Origin of the sequence: Paenibacillus sp. FSL P4-0127, from assembly GCF_038007325.1 — a bacterium.
Lineage (GTDB): Bacteria > Bacillota > Bacilli > Paenibacillales > Paenibacillaceae > Fontibacillus > Fontibacillus macerans.
The window spans coordinates 4,111,583-4,133,527 of record NZ_JBBOWY010000001.1 but is presented as its reverse complement, the minus strand read 5'-3'; the positions used below and the strand labels follow the sequence as shown (position 1 = coordinate 4,133,527).

The 21,945-nt window shown below is 55.6% G+C and carries 17 protein-coding genes and 1 pseudogene; 1 reads left to right on the top strand and 17 read right to left on the bottom strand.

All coding sequences use genetic code 11. The features are described 5' to 3' along the window. Window positions 1-4: 4 nt before the first annotated feature. The 3 genes and pseudogenes from NYE74_RS18625 to NYE74_RS18615 all read right to left on the bottom strand — a co-directional run bounded on the left by NYE74_RS18625 (window position 5) and on the right by NYE74_RS18615 (window position 3,766). Window positions 5-1,226: pseudogene (locus NYE74_RS18625) on the bottom strand (threonine synthase). 214 nt (window positions 1,227-1,440) lie between these two features. Beyond that, the gene (locus NYE74_RS18620) at window positions 1,441-2,598 is read right to left on the bottom strand and encodes a glycosyltransferase family 4 protein (RefSeq protein ID WP_341005087.1); all 1,158 of its coding nucleotides are present in this window, start codon (window positions 2,596-2,598) and stop codon (window positions 1,441-1,443) included. Between the two features lie 19 nt (window positions 2,599-2,617). Beyond that, on the bottom strand, window positions 2,618-3,766 hold the full coding sequence (locus tag NYE74_RS18615; RefSeq protein WP_036622709.1) for an NAD-dependent epimerase/dehydratase family protein: 1,149 nt from the start codon (window positions 3,764-3,766) through the stop codon (window positions 2,618-2,620). Between the two features lie 373 nt (window positions 3,767-4,139). Here NYE74_RS18615 and NYE74_RS18610 point away from each other — a divergent pair, with 373 nt between their 5' ends. Beyond that, entirely contained in the window at window positions 4,140-5,369 is a 1,230-nt protein-coding gene (locus NYE74_RS18610; RefSeq protein WP_124332019.1) for an aminopeptidase, read from the top strand. 467 nt (window positions 5,370-5,836) lie between these two features. On the opposite strand, the gene NYE74_RS18605 is transcribed toward NYE74_RS18610, so the two are convergent. From NYE74_RS18605 to NYE74_RS18540, 14 genes are all read right to left on the bottom strand, one after another. After that, the gene (locus NYE74_RS18605) at window positions 5,837-7,105 is read right to left on the bottom strand and encodes an MFS transporter (protein ID WP_124332018.1); all 1,269 of its coding nucleotides are present in this window, start codon (window positions 7,103-7,105) and stop codon (window positions 5,837-5,839) included. Window positions 7,106-7,178: 73 nt separating this feature from the next. Then, window positions 7,179-7,457, bottom strand: a complete 279-nt coding sequence (locus tag NYE74_RS18600) for an ArsR/SmtB family transcription factor (RefSeq protein ID WP_036622705.1) — start codon at window positions 7,455-7,457, stop codon at window positions 7,179-7,181. A gap of 376 nt (window positions 7,458-7,833) precedes the next feature. After that, entirely contained in the window at window positions 7,834-8,598 is a 765-nt protein-coding gene (locus NYE74_RS18595) for a MerR family transcriptional regulator (RefSeq protein WP_174719595.1), read from the bottom strand. Between the two features lie 82 nt (window positions 8,599-8,680). Continuing rightward, window positions 8,681-10,300, bottom strand: coding sequence for a response regulator transcription factor (locus NYE74_RS18590; protein WP_036622701.1), 1,620 nt, complete (start codon window positions 10,298-10,300; stop codon window positions 8,681-8,683). A gap of 2 nt (window positions 10,301-10,302) precedes the next feature. Next, entirely contained in the window at window positions 10,303-12,129 is a 1,827-nt protein-coding gene (locus NYE74_RS18585) for a sensor histidine kinase (RefSeq protein ID WP_063836306.1), read from the bottom strand. Between the two features lie 97 nt (window positions 12,130-12,226). Then, complete coding sequence (locus tag NYE74_RS18580) at window positions 12,227-13,069, bottom strand: carbohydrate ABC transporter permease (protein ID WP_124332016.1); 843 nt, start codon at window positions 13,067-13,069, stop codon at window positions 12,227-12,229. Further along, complete coding sequence (locus tag NYE74_RS18575) at window positions 13,066-14,034, bottom strand: carbohydrate ABC transporter permease (protein WP_036622697.1); 969 nt, start codon at window positions 14,032-14,034, stop codon at window positions 13,066-13,068. Before NYE74_RS18575 ends, NYE74_RS18580 begins: the two co-directional genes overlap by 4 nt. Before the next feature lie 465 nt (window positions 14,035-14,499). Further along, entirely contained in the window at window positions 14,500-14,877 is a 378-nt protein-coding gene (locus tag NYE74_RS18570; RefSeq protein WP_164815269.1) for a DMT family transporter, read from the bottom strand. Next, window positions 14,874-15,425, bottom strand: a complete 552-nt coding sequence (locus NYE74_RS18565; RefSeq protein ID WP_036622693.1) for a TetR/AcrR family transcriptional regulator — start codon at window positions 15,423-15,425, stop codon at window positions 14,874-14,876. The genes NYE74_RS18570 and NYE74_RS18565 overlap by 4 nt, the downstream gene beginning before the upstream one ends. A gap of 384 nt (window positions 15,426-15,809) precedes the next feature. Next, the gene (locus NYE74_RS18560) at window positions 15,810-17,882 is read right to left on the bottom strand and encodes an alpha-glucuronidase family glycosyl hydrolase (RefSeq protein WP_124332015.1); all 2,073 of its coding nucleotides are present in this window, start codon (window positions 17,880-17,882) and stop codon (window positions 15,810-15,812) included. A gap of 12 nt (window positions 17,883-17,894) precedes the next feature. Continuing rightward, window positions 17,895-18,695, bottom strand: a complete 801-nt coding sequence (locus NYE74_RS18555; protein WP_124332014.1) for a Nif3-like dinuclear metal center hexameric protein — start codon at window positions 18,693-18,695, stop codon at window positions 17,895-17,897. Window positions 18,696-18,770: 75 nt separating this feature from the next. Beyond that, a complete protein-coding gene (locus tag NYE74_RS18550; RefSeq protein ID WP_124332013.1) occupies window positions 18,771-20,084 on the bottom strand; it encodes an ABC transporter substrate-binding protein in 1,314 nt (437 codons plus the stop codon). 202 nt (window positions 20,085-20,286) lie between these two features. Next, complete coding sequence (gene glsA, locus NYE74_RS18545) at window positions 20,287-21,222, bottom strand: glutaminase A (protein ID WP_124332012.1); 936 nt, start codon at window positions 21,220-21,222, stop codon at window positions 20,287-20,289. Between the two features lie 83 nt (window positions 21,223-21,305). Beyond that, on the bottom strand, window positions 21,306-21,593 hold the full coding sequence (locus tag NYE74_RS18540; protein ID WP_174719594.1) for a small, acid-soluble spore protein, alpha/beta type: 288 nt from the start codon (window positions 21,591-21,593) through the stop codon (window positions 21,306-21,308). Window positions 21,594-21,945 lie beyond the last annotated feature (352 nt).

Below are 21,945 nucleotides of genomic sequence, written 5' to 3'. Positions count from 1 at the left end.
CGGATTAAGAAAGCCGGGAAGGGATAGATTCCCCGATGTTAAGCAGCGGCGGCTCTACCTGGGCCGTTTCCGGATATTTGACGCCGGCTCCCGTGTTCAGCACGACGACCGTTTCGCCCTCCTTGATCCATCCTTGCTCCGCCAGCTTGCGGGCCGCCGCGAAAGCCGCCGCTCCCTCCGGACAGATGAACGCTCCTTCCAGCCGGGCGATTTTCCACTGCTCCCGCAGCAGCTCCTTGTCGCTGACGGCCACCGCCGCCCCAGCGGTCTCGTAGACCGCCCGCAGCACCAGAAAATCACCCAGCGCTTTCGGCACATTGATGCCAAACGCCGCCGTTGCGGAATCCGGCCAAAATTCCGAGCGCTCTTTTCGCTCCTGCCAGGCCTTGACGATCGGCGCGCAGCCCTCCGCTTGTACGGCCACCAGCCGCGGCAGCCGGCCGCGGATCCAGCCGATTTCGCGCAGCTCCAGCAGCGCCTTGTAAATCCCGATCAACCCCACGCCGCCGCCGGTCGGATACAAAATCACATCAGGCAATTTCCAGCCGTAGCTGCTCGCAGATTTCGATCCCCATCGTCTTTTTGCCTTCGATCCGGTACGGCTCTTTCAGAGTGGAGGCGTCATACAGTCCGTCCTCCGCAACCGCCCGGGCGACGATTTGCCCGGCATCGCTGATCAGACCGTCCACCAGATACAGCCTGGCGCCGGCCAGGGCCGCCTCGCTGCGCGTGATCGCGGGCGCGTTCTGCGGCATGACGATCGTCGCCTCAATGCCCGCCCGCGCCGCATACAGCGCCCATGCCGCGCCGGCGTTGCCGTTGGTCGGCATGGCCAACTTCTGTACGCCGAGCTCCACCGCCTTGGAGACGCCCACGGCCGCGCCGCGGGCTTTGAAACTGCCGCCGGGCACCAGGCTTTCGTCCTTCATGCACAAGCGGGAAATCCCGTAATCGAGCCCCAGACGCGGCATATCGAGCAGCGGCGTCATCCCTTCCCCTAGCGTGACGATATTTTCGCGATTTAGGACCGGTAACAATTCATGATAACGCCAAAGCGTATTTTCGCGGCCAACCAGCGAATCGCGCGTCCAATCCTTGCCGAGTTCATTCAGACGGTACCGGGCCAGCAGCGGCGCACCGCACGGACATAACTGCCGGACCTCGTCCGCCCCGCAGGTTCGTCCGCAAACCGGACATTCCAAATGCGATAAATAGCTGAAGCTCATGCTCAAACAACCCGCTTTCCGTAATCTTATAAAGAAGTAAAAATATTAAAATTTATACAAAATCCTAACCGTGCGCACCTCCATTATTATTCATATAATTCCAATTTGTCAACACGGAATTATACACATAATACATGCCCGCATTCAAAAAAATGACAGCGATCACCGCCGCAAAACTTTCGGGCCAACGATCGCTGTCAAATAGAAAACGCCTCTACCTGGCCCGCTTGGCGCTTTTGCGGACCATACCCGGAATTCGGCCGCCCTGCGGGTTTGCCATGGCCGTCCGGTACAACTCCAGCAGCTGCCGGCTCGGCTCGTTCCAGCCTTGGGTCAGGGCGGCTTCCCGGGCTCGGTCCCCGATGCGGCGCAGCAACTCTTCATCCTGCAAGGGGAGAATGGCGTTAACCAGACTGCCCGGGACTTGTGGGTCGTACAGAAACCCGGTGATCCCTTCCTGGATTTGCTCCCGGCTGGGCGGGCTTGCGGCCGCCACGACGGCAAGTCCGGAAACCATCGCCTCCAGCAGGACGAGCCCCAGCGTTTCGGTCGTCGAAGGGAATACGAAAATATCGCTGGACGCATAAGCCTGGGCCAGCTGTTCCCCGTGCAAAAAGCCGGTAAACACCGTCCGCGTACCGGCGAAATGGGATTCAAGCCGTCCGCGGTGCGGTCCGTCGCCCACGATCGCCAGCCGGAAATCGTCCGAGGCGAGCAGAACGTCGCGGAGACGTTCGATTTCTTTCTCCGCGGCCAATCTGCCCACGTACAGCAGCAGCCTTTTGTCCGGTTCGCCGCCCGAAAGCATCCGGCGCATCTCATCGCTTCGGCGCCGGGCGCCGAACAGCTCCGTGTCCACCCCCCGCTGCCAAAGCCGGACATTGCCGAACCCGCGTGACAACAGCTCTTCCTGCACCGCCCCCGACGTGCAAAGATTCAAATCGGCACGGTTATGCAGCAGGCGCAAATATCTCCAGAGGACCGGCTTCAGCCAGGGAAGCTTGTAAAAATCGGCGTACTGCGGGACATGGGTATGATACGAAGCGACCAGCGGGTAGCGGCGCCCATACCATATGCCCGCTGCCCCCAGCACGGCCGGATTCACCACATGAACAAGGTCCGGCTTGAACGTCTGCAGCGCCTTGCCGACGCGTCGGCTCGGCAGCGCCAGCGGCAGGTTCGGGTACAGAAAAAACCGCAAGCTCGGAACTCCGATCACCTGGGCCCCTTCCACTTCGCTCACGCCCTGATCGGGGGCGACGACGAGCGCTTCGTGACCTTCCCGGACCAGCCAGCAGATGCTTTGCGTCAGCCGCGTGACGACGCCGTTTGTGGATGGATAAAACGTTTCGGTAATGAAGGCGATTTTCATTTGGCTTGTACGCCCCCTTTTAGCCCCAGCTCACATCGGGCAGCACATTGCTCATAACGACGCGGTCTTTATATTTCTGGGCGGTTTCGAAAATACCCAGCAATACCTCGTCCGTCAGCAGGTTCGGCGTAAGGCCAAGCTGCTGCAGCTTCGTATTTTTCGCGTGGAAATAATGCGATTCCTTTTCAACCCGAGGGTTGGGCAAATGGGCGATTTCCGTCTTATGACCTTCCCGTTCCGCCACTTTTTTTACCTTTTCCGCCAGCTCCAACACCGAAAACTCCTCGGTAAACTGGTTAAATACGCGAAACTCCCCGCGGTCGGCCGGATGATTGACGGTAATTTCGATACAGCGCACCGTATCCGTAATATTGAGAAAACCCCGGGTTTGCCCGCCTCGCCCGTACACGGTCAAATCGTGGCCGATCGCCGCCTGAATCAAAAAACGGTTTAGCGCCGTGCCAAACACGCCGTCGTAATCAAACCGGTTCATCAGCACCGGATCAAGCCGCGTCTCATCCGTATGCAGCCCGTAAACGACGCCCTGATTGAGGTCGGTCACCCGCAGCCCCCATATCCGGCAAATAAACATCAGGTTATGGCTGTCATGCACCTTCGACAGATGGTAAAAAGACCCCGGCTGCTTCGGATACGGCAGCACGTCCTTGCGCCCATTGTGCTCGATCTCGATATACCCTTCCTCAATGTCGATATTCGGCGTCCCGTATTCTCCCATCGTGCCAAGCTTGATCAAATGGCAGTCCGGCGCCAGTTCGCGGATCGCATAGGCCACGTTCAGCGTCCCCACTACATTGTTGACCTGGGTGAACACCGCGTGTTCCCGGTCGATCATCGAATACGGAGCCGACCGCTGCTCGGCAAAATGCACGAACGCCTCCGGGCGGACCTGGCGCATAACCTCGCACAAAAAGTCGTAGTGGTTCAAATCCCCAATATAATACCTGATCGTATTGCCCGTGAGTTCCTCCCACTTGGCCGCTCGCGCCTGAAGCGAAGCGATCGGGGTCAAAGAATTTGAGCGCAGCTCTTCATCCCATTTTCTCCTCGCCAAATTGTCGATGATCGCCACCTCATGCCCTTGTTTTGACAAATACAGCGCCGTTGGCCATCCGCAAAAACCGTCGCCGCCCGCAATAAGAACGCGCATTTTTTGGCCGACCTCCTTTAAATGATCGATGCTGAAATTTAAATTGGACTTGAGTTAACGATAACACCGCAATATTAAGGCGGCATAAAATGGCGGGAACTTTCCGGCAAGGCACGCGCATTTCGGCGAGGTACGTGCATTCCGGCGAGGTACGCTTTCCTTCATGGTCAGCCCGTTTCCGGCACGCTTTCGGCTTTCCCTTCTCTTTCCTTCTCTTTCCTGCCAGCGCACAGCCTCCAGTCCCTTTCGGCTTTACCGTTCTCCTCCTTCGCTTAGCATCCAGCCTTTCGCGCTTCCTCCCTTCGCCCTTCAGAAAGTGCTACAATAGATCATGTATACATAAGCGAAACTAAGACTCGGAGGAGATCAGCCTATGGAACCATTTGATACCCTGCTAGAAAAATACGCAGAACTGGTCATCAAAATCGGGGTCAGCGTGCAGCCCGGGCAGTGCTTGATGATCTACGCTCCCTTGGAAACCGTAGAGTTCACGCGGCTGCTCGTAACCAAGGCTTACCACGCCGGAGCCAAATATGTTCACGTCGATTGGGAGGATGAGCAAATTACCCGGATCAGGTACGAAAACGCTTCGGACGAATCGCTGTCGTATTATCCGCAGTGGCTCGCGGACATGGCCGAGCAGTTCGGGGCGGAAGGCGGCGCGGTGCTGCGGATTAAAGTGCCCGATCCGGAGCTGCTGGCCGGCATCCCGTCCGCCAAAGTATCCGCCGCCGTTAAAGCGGCCGCCAAGGCGCGCGAGAAGCATTTCGCCCAAACCCGCAACAATCAGATCAGCTGGTCGCTGATCAAAGCGCCCACGCGGGCCTGGGCCGATAAAGTGTTTGCCGACCTGCCGGAGGAGCGGCGCATTCAGGCGATGTGGGAAGCGATTTTCCAAATGAACCGCGTCTACAGCGATGATCCGGTGGCGGCCTGGCGCGAGCATATCGATGAGCTTAAACAAAAACAGGAATACATGAACGCGAAACGTTACAAGCTCCTGCACTATCGTGCGCCAGGAACCGATCTATCCGTGGAGCTGCCCGAAGGCCATCTATGGCTGGGGGGCGGCGACTACAACGCGGCGGGCAATTATTTCGTGGCCAATATGCCGACGGAAGAAATTTATTCGATGCCCCACCGCAGCGGTGTAAACGGCACCGTTGCAAGCACGATGCCCCTGAATCTGAACGGTCAGCTGGTGGAAGGTTTAAAGCTGACATTCCGGGACGGCGAAGTGGTGGAATATGACGCCGAATCCGGCCGGGAGCATCTCGCCAACCTGCTGAGCACCGATGAAGGCGCCCGCCGCCTCGGCGAAGTTGCTCTGGTTCCGCACGATTCCCCGATTTCGCGGCTGAAGCGGATTTTTTACAACACCGGCATCGACGAGAACGCCTCTTGCCACTTGGCGCTCGGCAGCGCCTATCCGGTCAACATCGAGGGCGGAACCAAGCTGAGCAAAGAGGAATTGACGGCCAGAGGCGGCAACGTCAGCTTAACGCACGTCGATTTCATGATCGGCTCCGCGGAGCTCGATATCGACGGCGAACTGGCCGACGGCACGATCGAGCCGGTCTTCCGCAATGGCAACTGGGTGTAAGCTTTCAGACCCAAGGTTGGAGATGGGTGTTCTCCCATTGCGTTGCGGAACGGAGAATGGCCGTCACTTTAACCTCTCATTGGAAAAATCCAATAGATTGACGGGAATCGTACGCTATTGGGAGCTCTCATTGGAAATATCCAATAGAATTCACTCAAACCTTCCGTTTTGCGTCCTGCTGAACCTCATCTATTGGAAATATCCAATCAAGCCGCTGTATGTTTCACTTACTTTCCATTCTATTGGATATTTCCAATCAGAATGTGTTAAGAAAACAAGCCTTGAACCAAATGCAAAAAGAAGCTTCCTTTCCGCATCTGCCGCGAATCGGAAGCTTCTTTCGCTTTGTTTATCTATGGCTAATGGCCAACCCAGCGCAAGCGCACCCTGGCCCGGACCGGACGAAACGGCAGAGCTTACGCACTCTGCCCGCTGACCTGCGGGCATTCGCCGTCTTTCCCGCAGCGTTACGCGCCCTGCCCGCTGACCTGCGGGCATCCGCCGTCTTTCTCCGCTGCTTCAGCCGCTTGGAGCTGTGCTGCTTCGGACGTTTCGAACTGCCCCGCTTCAGTTGAACCGGTCTGCTCCGCCTGCCGCCGCAAACGGGCCAGCCCCCAAACCCCAAGTATCGCGATTGCCACCCCGATCGCTCCGAACCAGGTGATCGACGTCAACGACACCTGGCCCACGGCCACGCCGCCAATGGCCGCGCCGGCCGCCATCGCCAACTGGTTCATCGATGAATTGAGGCTCAGCATGACGCCGGACGATTCCGGGGCCAGCGTGACGAGATTATACTGCTGCGTTGGCCCGGTGGTCCAAGCCGAAAATGACCATAGCATCAGCACCGCAAACACGGCGATCGGCGAATTTGCCGCGAAGGGCAGCAAAATCAGCGAAGCGATATGAATGATCATCCCGGCGGCCAACGTAAAGTTGACGCCCTTCTTGTCCGCGCTGAATCCCCCCGCTTTGGAGCCGATCAGACTGGCGATCCCGAAGGCCAGCAAAGCCGTGCTCAGCAGCCCTTCACCCATTCCCGCAACTTGAAGAAGATACGGCGAGATATAGGTATAGGCGATCGAATACCCGCCGAGCCAGAAGAAAGTGATCGCCAGCGCCAGCGCGATTTTCGGATTTTTCAGCATGGCAAGCTGGCCGGCCAGCGGTACGGGCTTGTCGCCTTGAAGCCGGGGAATCGTAAAGCGAATGACGATCATCGCCAAGATCCCAAGCAAAGCGATCCCCACAAACACAGCTTTCCAGCCAAAGCTTGAAGCGATTACCCGGCCCAGCGGAACCCCGACGATCAATGAAGCGGTAAAGCCCATAATTACAGTGGCGATTGAACTCGCCTGTTTCCCTGCAGGGGCGATTTGCGCCGCGATGCTAAGCGCCGTAACGACGACCATGCCCGCTCCCAGCGCCATGACCACCCGGGCGGCAATAAACCATCCGAAACCAGGCAGCACAAACGACAAGACGTTCGCAACCACAAATATGCCCAGCGACAGCAGCATGAGTTTGCGCCGGTCCATGGCGGCGGTGAAGGCCATCAAGATCGGCGTCCCGATCGCATAGGTCAGCGAAAAGACGGTGATCAGCTGGCCGGCCGCCCCAATGGATATGTCAAGCGCCCCGGCAATCTGGTCCAATATCCCCGAAATGATGTACTCCGACGTACCCACCAAAAAACTAATCAAAGCCAAAATATAAATCTTCCATGTATTCGACATTGGTGTTTTGCCCACTCCTTAAAGTTAATTATTATATTTCTAAAAACATAGAAATATACAGCAAAAAAAAAATTTACTTCAACAAATATGGCGCATATTTTTCCGCCACTTCGCGGTTCAAGCTGTAATAAATAAAGGTGCCTTCTTTCCGCGAATCCAGCAATCCGCACTCAAACAACTGCTTTAAATGATGCGATAGCGTCGAGTTGGCGACGGTCCTCAGCTTCTCTCCCAGCGAGACGCAGCATTGGTCCGGCTCGTTTGCCAGCAGTTTGACGATATTCAGCCGCGTCGGCTCTCCGAGCGCTTTATATACTTTTACGGCTTCGCGCGTCTCCGGGCTAATCTCCATTGGCAATGCCTCCTTTCTATACCGGTCTGCATATTTCTATATCGATGGAAATATAGTACCGTATTTCACCGTCCTTGTAAATCCCCAAAATGATATAATGCTGTTTCTTCCTGCAATACTCTAACGGTTGCCGCAAACGCTATTCCCGCAAAAATGGGGCATCCGATTTTCTAACGGATGTAATCGACGCTATTTGCCCGATAATCACCCTTAGCGGACGAAAATAGCCCAAATAACGCCGGTTGCATCCGTTAGATTTTTTCAAGCGAGTAAAATCAGCGATTTAACGGCGATAGCAACCGTTAGAAAAGCCCATCTAGAAAAGAACCCTGCGGCATCCCGCCGCGGAGCTCTTAACGACACTTGCTGCACTGGACTATTCCCGCACCCCGGTATAGATGCGAATCGCATCCCGCAAAAATTCGGCCGTACCCGGCTGCTGCTCATCATAATAAGCTTTAAAGCGTTCATCGTCCACGTACATTTGCGCAAGTCCGGCATGGGCTTCCTTGCTGTATTCGTTCCAAGAGTACGTCAGCCAACGCTTGTGCAAGTCGGCCGCTGTTTGCGCCAGCTCGCCGGCCGGATCGCCCGTTTTGAACGCGGCGGCCAAGACTTCCTTCAGTTCGCTTTCCAGCCGCGTCACCTCTTCGTACTGCTCCTCGGTCATGTTCAGCAGCTTGCGGTTGGACTCCTCAACCTTGTCGTCCCCGTATTTTTGGCGGATTTCCCGGCCGTACTTTCTTTCGTTTTCTTCGATCAATTGCTTTTTGAAGCCCGCGAATTTTTCCTGATTGCTCATCATTATTCTCCCTTCACGCGCGTCAATCGTTTTTTCCACATTGGCGATCAGCGCGTCCAAGCGTTTTCTTTGGTCAAGGAGCTGCTCACGATGGTCCCGGAGGGCGCAAAGCTCATCAAAAGACGGGTCGGAAAGAATCGTCTTGATGTCTTCAAGGCTAAGGCCAAGCTCGCGGTAGAACAAAATCTGCTGCAGCCGGTCGACCTCTTTTTGTCCGTAAATGCGGTATCCCGACGAGTTCATTCTTGCCGGCTTAAGAATGCCAATCTCATCGTAATAACGCAGCGTCCGCGTGCTTATCCCGGCCAAGCGCCCCAGTTTCTGAACGGTGTATTCCATGTGTTCACCTCCCGACGACTTCACTATAAACGTTGACGCAACGTGAAGGTCAAATCTTTTTTTAAAATTGTCCTAAAGACGGTTATTTTATGAAATCGGTCGGATTCAAACCGGTCATTTTTTTGAACAGCGTGCTGAAGTAAGGCACGTTTTTGTAGCCGACCCGCTCCGCCACCTCGTAAACGAGCATCTTCCGCTCCATCAGCAGCTCCCGCGCTTTTTCGATGCGGACCCGGGTCAAATAGTTGTTGAAGGTTTCGCCCGTCATGTTTTTGAAAATAATCGACAAATGGTTTCGGGAAATATATATTTTTTCCGACAGCTCGGCCAAGGTCACTTCCTCGGCATAATGCTCATGGATGTATTGGGTCATAAAATCGACGACCTGCCTGTGCTTGCTGTTCCCCCGCCACTGCCGGCTCGCGCAGATGAAGGAAATTTTGGCGGACAGCCACTCGGAGAGCTGCTCCAGGCTTGTCAAACCGACCAGCTCTTTGGTGATCCGCTCGCCGGGCACGAGATCGTCGAGAACGACGCCGGCCTCGTACAAGCAATACGTAAATACGCCCCACAGCTCGCTCGCCAGCACTTGAACGTATTCGGGCGTAAGGGCCTTCCGCGGCCCAAGCCGCCCCAGATAGTCGGCCACCAGCCTTTTGGCCGTCTCCTCCTGCGACGCTTTAATGGCCGAAGCCAGCTCCACATAAAATTTAACCGGCAGGGTCTCTACCGTTCCTTGGGACGCGCTCTCCTCCTTTTTGTACATATACAAATAATAACCGGGTTCCGTTCGGCCCGTCCGCAAATCGATGGCCCGGAACGCTTCTTCCGTGGAATCGGGAATCTCCAGCCACTGCCGCTTCAAGCCGCCGATCCCGACGAGAATGACCAGCTTCAGGCAGCTTTTGACGGCGTCGATCAGATTTCTCCCCAGCTCGGCCAGCTTCGCCGCAAGCCGCTCTTCCGGTTCTTCCGGCTGCGGATGAACGAGCAGCACCGCACGCGTACTGTGCAGCTCGGTATACTCTATCCGCGAAAACATCTTCCGGGCGACCTCGCCGGTAATGTTGCTGATGGCGAAGCGGAACAGGTTCCAATCCGACAGGCCCGCCGAGTTGGCGCGTTCGTCGCGCACCAAGTCAACGGCAACCGCGACGTGGCCGACCTCGGACCAATAACGGTAAGGCTCCGGCAGCCGCCCTGCTTCGCGGTAAAAAAGGTCCAGCGTCCCCGCCGCCGCCGATCTGACCCATTCTTTTTCGACGAAAGGCTCGTACAAGCTCAGTTTTTGTTCCATTTCCCCTTGTTTTTGCTGTTGTTCCCTCTCCCGGGCCAGTTCCCCGATCACTTTGGACAAAATCGTTTTAAGCGTAGGCACGCTGATCGGCTTCGATACGTAGTCGCTGACATTAAACCGCAGCGCTTGCCGGGCATGCTCAAAATCGGAATACCCGCTGAAAATAACAAATTTTCCGGGGTAACCCTCCTTGCGCAGCTGCTCGATCATATCGATTCCGCTCATCGACGGCATATAAAGATCCGTGATGACGATGTCCGGCTCGGTAGCGCGCACCACGTTTAAGCCTTCCTCGCCGTTCAAAGCCTCACCCACCCACTGCGCTCCCAGTTGCTCCCACGGGATGGCCCGCTTCATGCCCTGCAGCACCTGGCGTTCATCATCGATGATGGCGATTTTCCACATTTTTAGTAGCCTCCTTCAGCTTGTTTCCAGGATGAATTTTCACCGCTTGCCGGTTCGATGCTTTCGGCGATTTCAAACGGATCATGGACAGGCGGAACCGGCGGCTCCTGAAGACGGGGCAGTGTAATGACGACGCGGGTTCCTCCTTCCTCCCGGTCGGACAGCTCCACGCCGTAAGCGCCTTCAAAGTACCCGGCGATCCGCTCCTTCACGTTGCGGATGCCATAGCCCCCGGTGCGCCGCTTGGGCCTCCGGTCCGCCGAAGGCTTCAGGCCGCTGCCGTTGTCTTCGATCACGATCCGGATCTGCTGCGGCCGATCCTCCAGCGCAATCGCAATATGCCCCTCGCTCCGCGCGTTAAATCCGTGCACGATGGCGTTTTCGACGAAAGGCTGCAGCGTCAGCTTCGGCAGAAACAGCTCTTGAAGCGGATAAGGCGCATGGATGTCGTACGTCAGCTCTCCGCCGCCCGCCTGCCAGCGGAGCTGCTGAATTTCCAGATAGCAGCGGATATGCTCCAGTTCCTCGCTAACCGTGATGAAGCTGTCGCCGTTGGACAAGCCGATGCGGAACATGCGCCCCATCAGCTCGAGAATCCGGCTCAGCTCATCCTGGCCGGCCTCGATGGCCATCCAGTTCAGCTGATCCAGCATATTGTAGAGAAAATGCGGGTTGATGTTAGCCTGCAGCGCTTCGATTTCCGCTTTGCGCTGCTGCTCGTAACGCCGCTGCAAGGAACGGTACAGCTCCTCGATCCGCTCGTTTTGTTTGCGGTAACCGGAAAACAGATAGCCGAATTCATTTTCATAATCGCCGGGCAGCTCGACATTGTTGCCGTCCACAAAATACAGCCGCATCGCCGCCACCAGCTGCTTGATCGGCTTGGTAAACTGCCGGCTCAAATAATGCGTCAGCAGCAGCACCAATAGCATCGCGCCGATCCCGATCAGCCCGATCACGAGCGCGAGCCCGAAACTGCTGCTGGTAATATCGCTCCAATCGGTAATTTCCACGAGCATCCAATGGGAATCGGCCGGTTTGGAATAAACGAGCAAGGAATCGCCGAGCCCTTCGCCGCCCCGGATATGCACGTAGCCGGACCGCTCGCTTTTGACGTCGATCCACCTGGACAACTCGGCGGACCTTGGCGTTTGCCCGATTTCCAGCGTCTGCTCCCCCAGCGTGTCGATCATCATCCGGTTGGCCGCGGCGGAAGGTCCGGCCAGCAGCTTCTCGATTTCCCGGGCCTTGACGTGAACCACCAGCACGCCCAGGTATTTGTCCTCCTCGACGATTTTGCGGGCAAAGCTGAGCACCGGCACATCGCCTTGAAAGCTGGGGATTTCGTGTTTTCCGGACCAGGCAAAATCGTTGTTGGCTAGCGCCTTGGAGAAGTCCTGACCCGCCAAATCGTCTAGGCTGCGGAATTGGATATAGCTGTTGGCGTCGCCCCGCAGCGGGCGCTGCATATATAAATCGATGCCCTGGATCAGCGGGATCGAATAAGTCAGGTTGGCGAGCGCATGCTCTACGCTCAGCGATCTGCGGTAGCGGTCGTATTCGTCCTGACGGTCCCGCAGAAACGTGATCAGCTCGTTGTCACGGGAAGTCGACAAGGAGATCTGCTCGATCATCACCAGCCGGGTCGAGATTTCGTTGTTTAGTTCGTCGAGCAGCAACTGCTGGTAGTGCGAGCTCGTCCGCACCAGCGAATTGGAGGAGATGCGGTAGCTAGCCCAGGCGATGCACAGCAGCACAAGGATCATAAGCACGGCAAAGCTGCGGAAAAAGAGACTGTCGATGCGGTATTTTTTAAAAGGATTGGTCATTCTTTAGCTGCACTCCCTTCAAGTCAAGGCAAAAAACGGTAAAGCCGCGAAACGTTATTTCACGCTTTACCGTTATTTAATTTGCCGCAAGCCGCCCTTATCCCTTTATTCCGGTCGTGGCAATCCCCTCGACGAAATATTTTTGCAGAAACATAAAGATGATGGTGGCCGGAACGATGGAAACGAGCGACATCGCCAATAGCTGCCCCCACTCCTGCGCCGACTGGGAATCGTTGATCATTCGCAGCGCCAGGCTGACCGTATATTTGTCGACCGAGTTCAAGTACAGCAGATGGCCGAGGAAATCGTCCCAATTCCACAGGAAGCAGAAAATCATCACCGTGACGATCGCCGGTTTCATCAGCGGCATCACCACGCGCAGGTAGATTCCGAACCAGGAGCAGCCGTCGATCTTGGCCGATTCGTCGAGCTCCTTGGGAATGCCGCGCACGAACTGGATCAGCAGGAATACGAAAAACGTTCCGCCCGCGCCGCCCGCCAGCATATGGGGCACGATAAACGGCCAATACGTATTGACCCAACCGAGCTGATGAAACAAGGCGTACTGCGGGATGATCAGCACTTGTCCGGGCATCATCAGCGTCAGCATGAACAGGGAGAACCAGAGGTTTTTCAGCGGAAAATTCAGCCTCCCGAAGCCAAACGCCACCAGCGTGCTGGACACGAGCGTGGCGGCCATCACAGCCAGCTCAAGGCCAAAGGTATTGAGATAAAAGTCGCTAAAGGAATGGCCCGGAACCGAGTTCCACCCCTTGACGAAATTGCTCCACTGCGGCGCCGACGGGAAAATATTCGGCGAAGCCAGCTCGCTGTTCGTTTTGAGCGAGGCGCCGATCCACCAAAGCACCGGATAAATCATAACGAGGCTGAACATAATCATAAACGCGTGCCGGATCAGCGGCTTCCATTTGAACGTCATCTGCCTTTTCTCCCTTCCGTCTCCGTTTCGTAGAACACCCAATATTTCGAGCTGCCGGCGATGATCAGCGTGGCGACCACGATCATAGCCAGCATGATCCAGGCGAGCGCCGAGGAATAACCGAGCTGATAGCGGCTAAACGCCCGTTCGTAAAGGTATAGGGCATACACGTAAGTCGAGTTCATCGGCCCGCCGTTCGTGATGACAAACGCCGATGTAAACATTTGGAAGGCGTTGATCACGCCCATGATCAGGTTGAAATAGAGAACCGGCGACAGCATCGGCAGCGTGATGTTGAAGAACTGGCGGAACCGGCCGGCGCCGTCCACCGCCGAAGCCTCGTACAAGTCGTTTGGAATCTGCTTCAAACCGGCCAGGAAAATGACCATCGAGGAGCCGAACTGCCATACGGTCAGCAGCACCAGCGTGCTGAGCGCGGTGTCGGGACTGGTGATCCACCCTTTGCCCTCGATCCCGAACACGGCGATGATTTTGTTGAAGATGCCGTCCACGCCGAAAATGTTGCGCCACAAAAGCGACACCGCGATGCTCCCGCCGATCAGCGAAGGGAAATAAATCGCCGTCCGGTAGAGGCCGATGCCCCGGACCGCCTTGTTCAAGATCATCGCCACGAGCAGCGCGGCGATCAGCTTTAAGGGAACCGACGCCAGGACGTACAGGAATGTCACCTTTACGGAGTTGACGAATTTGGAGTCCGCGGTGAAGATCAGTTCATAGTTGCGGGTGCCGACCCAATTGATTGGCTCCATCAAGGTATAGTCGGTAAATGAATAGTATAGCGACAAAAAAAGCGGATACGCCGTCAGGCCGATAAAACCGAGCAGCCATGGCGAAATAAACAAATAGCCGGCGACCGGGGCATTCCATTTCTTCGGCTTGGCCCGGCGCTTTTTGGCGATGGGCTTGGGCGCGTCGGTTGCGGCAACGGCTGGGGAACTTTTCATGCTTGCTCACCTCTGTTCGTTCAATCTTGTTTCTTGATTTAATTCAAGTATAAGGTGAGCATGAAAGCGCTTGTAGAAGAGGAATCCTCGATTTCTTTTAAAATATCACGAAAAAAGGGGACAACCCGCTAAAAACTAAAGCGGCGGGCCAGGCTGACTTAGAAGAAACTCCAGAAGCGCACAACATAGGTGCAAAAAATGTCCTTATTCCGGCGATATCCCCCCACTTGAAAGAAATAGAGGGCATTGATGCCGCTATTTTCCCGAATCCTTTGGAAAATCCAGCGTTCTGGTCCAGTCATCGGAAAATAAGTGCATCAAATGCCGCTAATGAATTAAACATGATGGGGTTCCTGATAATAAGTGCATCAAATGCCGCTATTCTAAAGGCCAATTTTTAGATTGCTGGGTTAAGGCGAGATTGCCCCCTTCTGTTTTGTCCCGCTGTGGCGGTGTCGGTCGAATTTATTCTTTTTGAACTATAGCTGCTTCCTGTTTCGCTTCGTCATTTGACGAACCGTGTCCGGGACCAAGCATCTGGAGGATCACCACCCCGGCAATAATCAAAGCGATACCGACAATACTGCCGGCATTGATCTTCTCCTTCCAAATGAGTACGGAGATGATGACCGTCAATACGGAACCGAGCCCGGACCAAATGGCGTAAGCGGCATTAAGCGGAATCGTTTTGAGCGACAGCGACAAAAAATAAAAGGCGCAAACGAAGGCCGCGACCGTGATGATCGAAGGCGCTAATTTGGTAAATCCTTGGGAAGCTTTAAGCATTGAAGTTCCGATCAGTTCGCTGGCGATAGATATCATCAGAAATAAATAAGCCACTATTTTTCCTCCTCGATCCTGTTTGCGATATAGCGGAGCACCTTTTCTTTTAATGCTTGATCCGGCGGGGCAAATCCAAACATTTCGGCAAACCACAGACCGTCGGCGGCAAGTCTGAAGAGTGTCGAAACCACGGGATCCAATCCGTCATTTTCGATGCTTTTTTGGAGCTCCCGGTATTCGGCCTGCATTTCCCGCAAAAGATGCGGATTGGTGAAAAGCGCGGTGGAGAGCGCGATCGACATGCCGTTTTCGTGTTTTATCGAATCATGGGTTGTCTCCATATAGGCTCTGATCCACTTCCCTTTTTCACTCGGGTCCTTGTCCGCCCGGGTCCTGACGCTGCCGACGAAGTCATCGGAAAATTGCTTGACCATGCCCGAGATCAATTCCTCCTTGTTCGGGAAATGATAAAGCAGGCCGCCTTTGCTGACTCCAGCTTCTTGGGCGACGGCATCCAGGGTTAGATGCTCAACGCCGCTTTCTCTAGCCACTTTTGCGGCAGCCTGTAATATCGCGTTCCGTTTGGAAGCTTTTTTTGAGCCGTCCATGAAATCACCTCCGAATATACTATACCGTCTGGACGGTTCAGTTTCAATTTTTTTTAACTGCTTGCTCTTTTGCCGGCTTAACCCGTGTTCCCCACGTTGGAAAAATCCAATAGATTGGCTTGATTAGCGGCTCCGATAGTACGTTGATTGGAAAAATCCAATAGATTTGCAGCAGTTCGGCACTTTTGCCGGCTTTCGTTCCGAATCTATTGGAAAAATCCAATCTAGCCAGCAGCGGAAGTTACCATTCTGAAGCTCTATTGGATAATTCCAATGAGAGGCATACAAAACGCGCCAACGAAAAAAGAGGAATGGCTTCCCATCCCTCCGAAATAAGTCCGTAAATGAAATTGAATCGTACAATGACGATCTTGGTTTCCTAAATTAATAAATCCGTCTGCCCCGTTCGTCGGGGATCCCGCTTTTGCGGTAGAAATACGTGTTGATCTGATCCCGCCATTCCTTAGCATGTTCCGCCTGCTCCGCCAGCCGGTCCGCAACCTGCTTGTACAGCGAATCGGGGATCAGGCCGGCCAGGCTGGACCAGGCTTCTTGCAGCCGGGCGGCGCGCTCCGCGCCAGCGAAATGCGTGTCATAGATATGCTGGATGACCGTTTTGCCGGAATGGAGGACATGGGTGTAAGGAACGTGATGGAAAAACAGCAGCAGTTCATCCGGACAGCTCTCCAAAGATTCGTAACGCCTAAAATTGGGCTCGGCGTATTGGGCCGTATAACCCGTTCCCGTCGCTTTGGTCCGGTCCACGCCAATCCCATGGCAATCGGCAAAATGGTACGTCCCCCACAGCGAATACTCATAACCGTCAACGTTGGGTCCGTAATGATGGCCGGGATTGACCATAAACCCGATGCCGAGCGGCGCCGTATAGGATTCGTAAATACTAAGGGAATCAAGCAGGATGCCGAGAATCGTCCGAACCGTACGCTCGCCGTCCCCAAACGTCAGGCGAATCCACTCCTCGGCGATTTGCTCCGCAGTCAGCTCCGGATTCCAGGCGAGCCGGCCGTATCCGTACAGATTGGCCTGAGCCAGCAAATGTCCGGTCCAGTTGGCGTCGTCCCCAATGTTGGACACGGCCGCGAAGCCGCCATACCGGTTCCCGTGCGCCGAACCGTCGACGATGCGTCTCACGGGCGTGCCCTTCCCCTGGAAATACGTATCAAATTCCAGCACTTCCTTCCATTGCGGCACCAAATAGCACACATGCCGCTGCTGTCCGGTATATTCCTGGGTAATCTGAAACTCGATCATCTGGTTCGTGGCCGGCATTGCGCCGAGGAGCGGCGACACGGGCTCCCGCACCTGAAAATCGATCGGCCCGTTTTTCACCTGCAGGATGACGTTTTCATGGAAACGGCCGTCCAGCGGCACAAAATGATCGTACGCCGCCCGGGCCCGGTCCGTCTTCCGGTCGCGCCAATCCTGCTTGCAGTTGTACACGAAGCAGCGCCAAATGACAACGCCTCCATACGGCTCCAGCGCTTCGGCCAGCATATTGGCGCCGTCCGCGTGATCGCGGCCGTAAGTGAACGGCCCGGGCCGGTTCTCCGAGTCGGCTTTGACGAGAAAACCGCCGAAATCGGGGATATACCGGTTAATCTCCGCCGCCCTGTAACGCCACCACCGCCGAACCTCAGGATCCAACGGGTCCGCCGTAGGCAGGCCGCCGATTTCCAGCGGCGCCGCGTAATTGACGCTGAGGAACAGCTTGATCCCGTAACCGCGGAAGATCCCGGCAAGCCCGGCCACCTCCGGCAGATACGCCTCCGTGATCAGCATCGTTTCCAGACGGTGCACATTTACGTTGTTGATCGCTAGCGCGTTCACCCCGACGGATGCCAGAAGCCTGGCGTAATCGCGAATTCGCCCCAAATCCGAGGTGATTTTGCCGCCCGCGTAAAAGATCGAATCCCCGGCATAACCGCGTTCGATCGAGCCGTCGATATTGTCCCACTGGTTGATCATGCGCAGCCTCCCCGCGGGACGCTCCCGGATATCCAGACCGCCGATGGCGGCGCCTGTGCCCATGAGCCGCAGCAAATGGAACACGCCGTACAATACGCCGGCGGACGCCTCCGCCCCAATGACGATCCGCTTTCCGCCGGAAACGGAGCGGATCGCATATCCTTCCGCGCCCAAGCGCAGATCCCCGGCGTCCGCAAACGCTTGGTCCACCGCGCCGCCGCGTCCAAATACGCCCAGCACGATGGAAGCTTGATCTCCTGCTTCATCAGCAATCTGAGGCGCGGAGCCCGCGATCCCCTCCATCCCCCGGACAAGTTCGGCGGCGGCATTTTGCAGGATGTCATCCTTGGCTTCAACGAGAATGCTTGTATAGGCGGCATATTCCTCAACCCGGCTTCCCGAGGCTGCCCGGCGATAACCGAGCCACGCTTCATAACCGGTAGGTTCCGACAACGCCGGATTGTTACTCACGTAAAACTCCTCCTATCCTATGATTTGAAAAAGCGGCTGATCCGCCAAAAAATGCACGGGCACGGACGGAAAAGCAGCCTGAAGACGCTTGGCGAGGTATTTCATGCCCGGGGCTTCGCTCGGACCGTGGCCCAGCACGAGCAGCGCCCGGTTCAGCCCCTGATGCACCGCATCCCGCACGTATTCCGGCGTCTCCCATTCCGGGCCTTCCCCGGCTACGACCAGGTCCACGCCGCGCTCGGCAAACAGCGGAATCGCCAGCTCTCCGCCGCCCCGGTAGCCTACGAGCAGCCCGACGCGCGAGCACACCGTCCGGGCGTCGCCGACAAAGCGGACAAACGGCGCCTCCAGCTTGGTTCTTAAATGCTGCGCGATATCGGCTAGCGGGGTCGGGGGAAGCTCCAATATGGCTGCCGCGGGTTGATATTCCTTGACGTAAGCTTCCCAGCCGGCCTCTTCCACGAACCCCGCCATTATCCCGTCCGGCTCATAGCGGTGTATGCCGTCATGGAAACGGTAAACCGCAATCCCCGACTCCTCGATCAGCCGCCGTTTTTGCCGGACGACCGGGTCATTAGCCGCTGGCTGCTTGCCCGGGCGATGGCTGTAAAACAACCCTTCGTGCGTGATCAGCAGGTTCACCCCCAAGGCCACCGCCCGCTCGAGCACCTGCTGCGACGCCATAAACGCTGTCGCTATCGCCTCGACTTCGGCCAAGAAATTCCCCGTTTCCAGTCTGTCGACTGATTCCTCGCCAAGCGCCCCGCCTTCCTCCGTCAATTTGCCGATCACATCCCGAATCCGTATAGCCATAGCACCCTCCCTTTCCTGGAACATGCCTGGCCCGGAACCAAAAATTCGTTCCGGGCTAGCCCAACATGTACAGTATCACTCGTAAGCCAGCGCAGCTTCCTTCAGCTGTTTGTAGGCTTCTTCCGGCGTGATTTTGTTAAAGCTCAGCTGATCGTGAACGAGCGGCCAATCCTTGTCGATATAGTTGGTCCAGCCGCCCGGGCCGGCCGTCCAGGTCTGCCCGTCCTGCTCCGTGGCGCGCAGCAGCCCCATACCGACCTTGTCAACATCGCTCATACTCTCTTCCAGCGCCGCCGCGTTGTCCTTGTTTACCGGCAGCCCGCGCGAAGTTTTCAGGATCGCGGCGGCTTCCGGATCATTCACAAACCAGTCGATGAATTTCTCGGCTTCTTCCTTATACTTGGAGTTTTCCGAAACGGCCAGATACATCGACGGCTTCAGCCATCCGCCCGCTTCTTCGGCCCGCGGCATCGTCACCAGCGCATACGCGCCCGGCTTCAGACTGTCCCATGCGCCATAGTTGTTGGAGAAACTGTAGCGGAACAGGATTTTTCCGGCCACCATCAAGTCCATTTGCGGATCGAATTCTTTATCCGAGGAATTCACATCGGCCGGCGGAACCAGCCCTTCCTTGCGGAGTTCTTCGAACCGCTTCGTCCACTCCAGGAACGATTCCTGGTCGACATTGAATTTGCCGTCATCCGTAATGACCGTGCCTTTACCTTTGCTGTATTGGTATGCCGAATACATAAAATAGTTGGCCGCGTAATCCTTGGTGAAATATTGGCCGCTGGGCAGCTTGCCTTTGAATTCTTTGGCTAAGGCAAAGAAATCGTCCCAAGTCCAACCGTTTTCCGGGTTTTTGATGCCCAGCTTATCCAGCGCCGCTTTGTCGTAAATCAACCCGAAAGCAACGGAACCAAGCGGCATGGCATACTGTGTTCCGTCCTTCTGTCCCCCGGCCAGCAGCTTCGGATCGATCTTCGCAACGTCCACCGAATCCAGCGGTGACAATTGATTGCGTCCGGCCCAGTCCGGAGCCCAGCCCGGGTCCAGCTGGATGATGTCCGGCGCGTTTTTGGCGGCCGCCTGTGTCGACAATTTGTCCAAATAGCCGTCCATCCCGGAATATTCCGGCTCAAACGTAATGTTCGGATGGTTTTTCGTGTACAGTTCCAGTGCGGCCAGCGTGGCTTCATGCCGTTCTTGAGATCCCCACCACATCATGCGCAGCTTGATTTGTCCGTCTCCTCCCGCCCCCGATGCGCTCCCCGCACCGGCCGTTTCTCCGTTGGCTCCGCCCGGCTTTCCACCGCCGCCGCATGCCGCAAGCATCCCGACGAGGGAAAGCGCCATCAGCGAAACCAGTAAACGCTTCCATTTCAACATGGATGAACCCCTCCCATTCGCTTCTGAGTAACTTGTTTACATCTCTATAGTAACTAGTTCAAATGGAAGAGGATATGAGAAAAATGCACGATTTGTTATAAAATTCCTCGAAAATATGGATCAGGCGTACATCTCTTTTGAGTCTATTCGATAATAAGCAGCTTTTGACCGGAAATGAACCGCATCATAAATTCTTATCATCTTAAAAAATGCTCCAGTTAAACTCGCGCGACAACCGCTCCAGCAAATGGACGCCCGCGATACTGTTTCCTTTCGGGTTTAGCGCCGGTCCTACCACGCCAATTCCCCAGCGCCCGGGCACAAGGGACAAAATCCCGCCCGATACGCCGCTCTTGGCCGGCAATCCCGCTCCGATCGCAAATTCGCCCGAGCCGTTGTACATTCCGCAAGTCACCATAAACGTTTTGGCGATCTGCACAAAGCGCCGGGGAACCAGCTCCTTGCCGGTAATCGGGTCCGTGCCGTCCATAGCCAGCACCAAAGCCATACGGGCCAAATCGGCGCAAGTTACCTCGATCGAGCAGTGGCGGAAGTAAACCTCCAACACCTGTTCCACATCGCAGCCCAGCGTCCCTTTATCCAGCAAAAAATAAGCCATCGAGCGGTTCAGATGGCCCGTCGCCGCCTCCGACCGGTACACCTCCAAATTGTAATCCAGCGCGGGATTCCCGGCCAACTCGCGAAAAAACTCCAGGATGCGGGCCGATTTGTTCAACGCGCCGTCGCCTTTGATCATCGAAGACACCACGATCGCCCCCGCGTTGATCAGCGGGTTAAACGGAATCGCCGGCTGCACCAGCTCGAGCTTCATGATCGAATTGAAGTTGTCGCCCGTAGGCTCCATGCCCACCTTGGAAAAAACCGCTTCTTCCCCATGATCCATCAACGCAAGGATCAACGTAAACACCTTAGAGATGCTCTGCATCGTAAACGGAGCCTGGGCATCTCCAGCGCTTACGGATCTTCCTCCCGCATCGATCAGATGAATCCCCAGCAGATGCTTGGGCGATTTCGACAATTCGGGAATGTACGTGGCCACAGTCCCCTTTGCGCTTTCCAGCCGGCTCGCTTCCACCCATTCCGGTAAGCATGCTTCCAGCCGATCGAGCTCGTTCATGGCCTGTTTCCTCCAATCGATCACGATGTTGACCGGGGCGAAACGCCGGCGATGCCTTCAAGTTCGCCCCAGCCATAATACGCTTACCGCTGCGAATCGCTCAGCTTCTGCTTGGCCAAACGGATCATTTCCCGGACCATCGAGCCGCCGATGGCGCCGCCGATTTTACCGGCCTCCTCCGAGGTCAAATCCCCGTTATCTCCTTCCTTTAGCGGCACGCCAAGCGATTCGGCCACCTCGTATTTCACGTCGTCCGGATGCTGCGGATCGACAGGGTAACCTTCGCGCCGCATAACCTCCGCTTTGAACTGCTTCAGGTCCGCTTCATTGGCGCCCTCCGCCGCCGGACCGTTTCCTCTTCTTTTTACCATGGATATCCCTTTCTTTCAATCAAGAATTATCCATAACATGCCCCGATTCAGCTTTTCCCATGCCGGACGACCATATATAAACCATGCTTTTAAAATAAGCCCGGCCCGGTTCCTCAAAAGCACAGAAAGACAAGGCAAAATAAATCATGGAAAAAACGTATAACCGCCCGGCAAAAACGGAATGACATATTATTGAACATTGTTTTTCGTGACGCAGATCATAGTCCTTATGAGTGATAAAAATGATAATTTAATCCGATAACATTTTTTTATCGAAATATCTCGATGCCGAGTCCACATCATGAACTGCTCCGTCATGGAAAGAAGACTTTTTGCACAACCTTTAAAGAAA

What these genes read in the sequence shown, in the direction of transcription:
- NYE74_RS18540 (WP_174719594.1), bottom strand. Translation starts at nt 21,593, where the DNA reads ATGGTAAAAAGAAGAGGAAACGGTCCGGCGGCGGAGGGCGCCAATGAA.
- NYE74_RS18620 (WP_341005087.1), bottom strand. Translation starts at nt 2,598, where the DNA reads ATGAAAATCGCCTTCATTACCGAAACGTTTTATCCATCCACAAACGGC.
- glsA (WP_124332012.1), bottom strand. Translation starts at nt 21,222, where the DNA reads ATGAACGAGCTCGATCGGCTGGAAGCATGCTTACCGGAATGGGTGGAA.
- NYE74_RS18580 (WP_124332016.1), bottom strand. Translation starts at nt 13,069, where the DNA reads ATGACGTTCAAATGGAAGCCGCTGATCCGGCACGCGTTTATGATTATG.
- NYE74_RS18550 (WP_124332013.1), bottom strand. Translation starts at nt 20,084, where the DNA reads ATGTTGAAATGGAAGCGTTTACTGGTTTCGCTGATGGCGCTTTCCCTC.
- NYE74_RS18555 (WP_124332014.1), bottom strand. Translation starts at nt 18,695, where the DNA reads ATGGCTATACGGATTCGGGATGTGATCGGCAAATTGACGGAGGAAGGC.
- NYE74_RS18585 (WP_063836306.1), bottom strand. Translation starts at nt 12,129, where the DNA reads ATGACCAATCCTTTTAAAAAATACCGCATCGACAGTCTCTTTTTCCGC.
- NYE74_RS18615 (WP_036622709.1), bottom strand. Translation starts at nt 3,766, where the DNA reads ATGCGCGTTCTTATTGCGGGCGGCGACGGTTTTTGCGGATGGCCAACG.
- NYE74_RS18595 (WP_174719595.1), bottom strand. Translation starts at nt 8,598, where the DNA reads ATGGAATACACCGTTCAGAAACTGGGGCGCTTGGCCGGGATAAGCACG.
- NYE74_RS18610 (WP_124332019.1), top strand. Translation starts at nt 4,140, where the DNA reads ATGGAACCATTTGATACCCTGCTAGAAAAATACGCAGAACTGGTCATC.
- NYE74_RS18575 (WP_036622697.1), bottom strand. Translation starts at nt 14,034, where the DNA reads ATGAAAAGTTCCCCAGCCGTTGCCGCAACCGACGCGCCCAAGCCCATC.
- NYE74_RS18565 (WP_036622693.1), bottom strand. Translation starts at nt 15,425, where the DNA reads ATGGACGGCTCAAAAAAAGCTTCCAAACGGAACGCGATATTACAGGCT.
- NYE74_RS18605 (WP_124332018.1), bottom strand. Translation starts at nt 7,105, where the DNA reads ATGTCGAATACATGGAAGATTTATATTTTGGCTTTGATTAGTTTTTTG.
- NYE74_RS18590 (WP_036622701.1), bottom strand. Translation starts at nt 10,300, where the DNA reads ATGTGGAAAATCGCCATCATCGATGATGAACGCCAGGTGCTGCAGGGC.
- NYE74_RS18600 (WP_036622705.1), bottom strand. Translation starts at nt 7,457, where the DNA reads ATGGAGATTAGCCCGGAGACGCGCGAAGCCGTAAAAGTATATAAAGCG.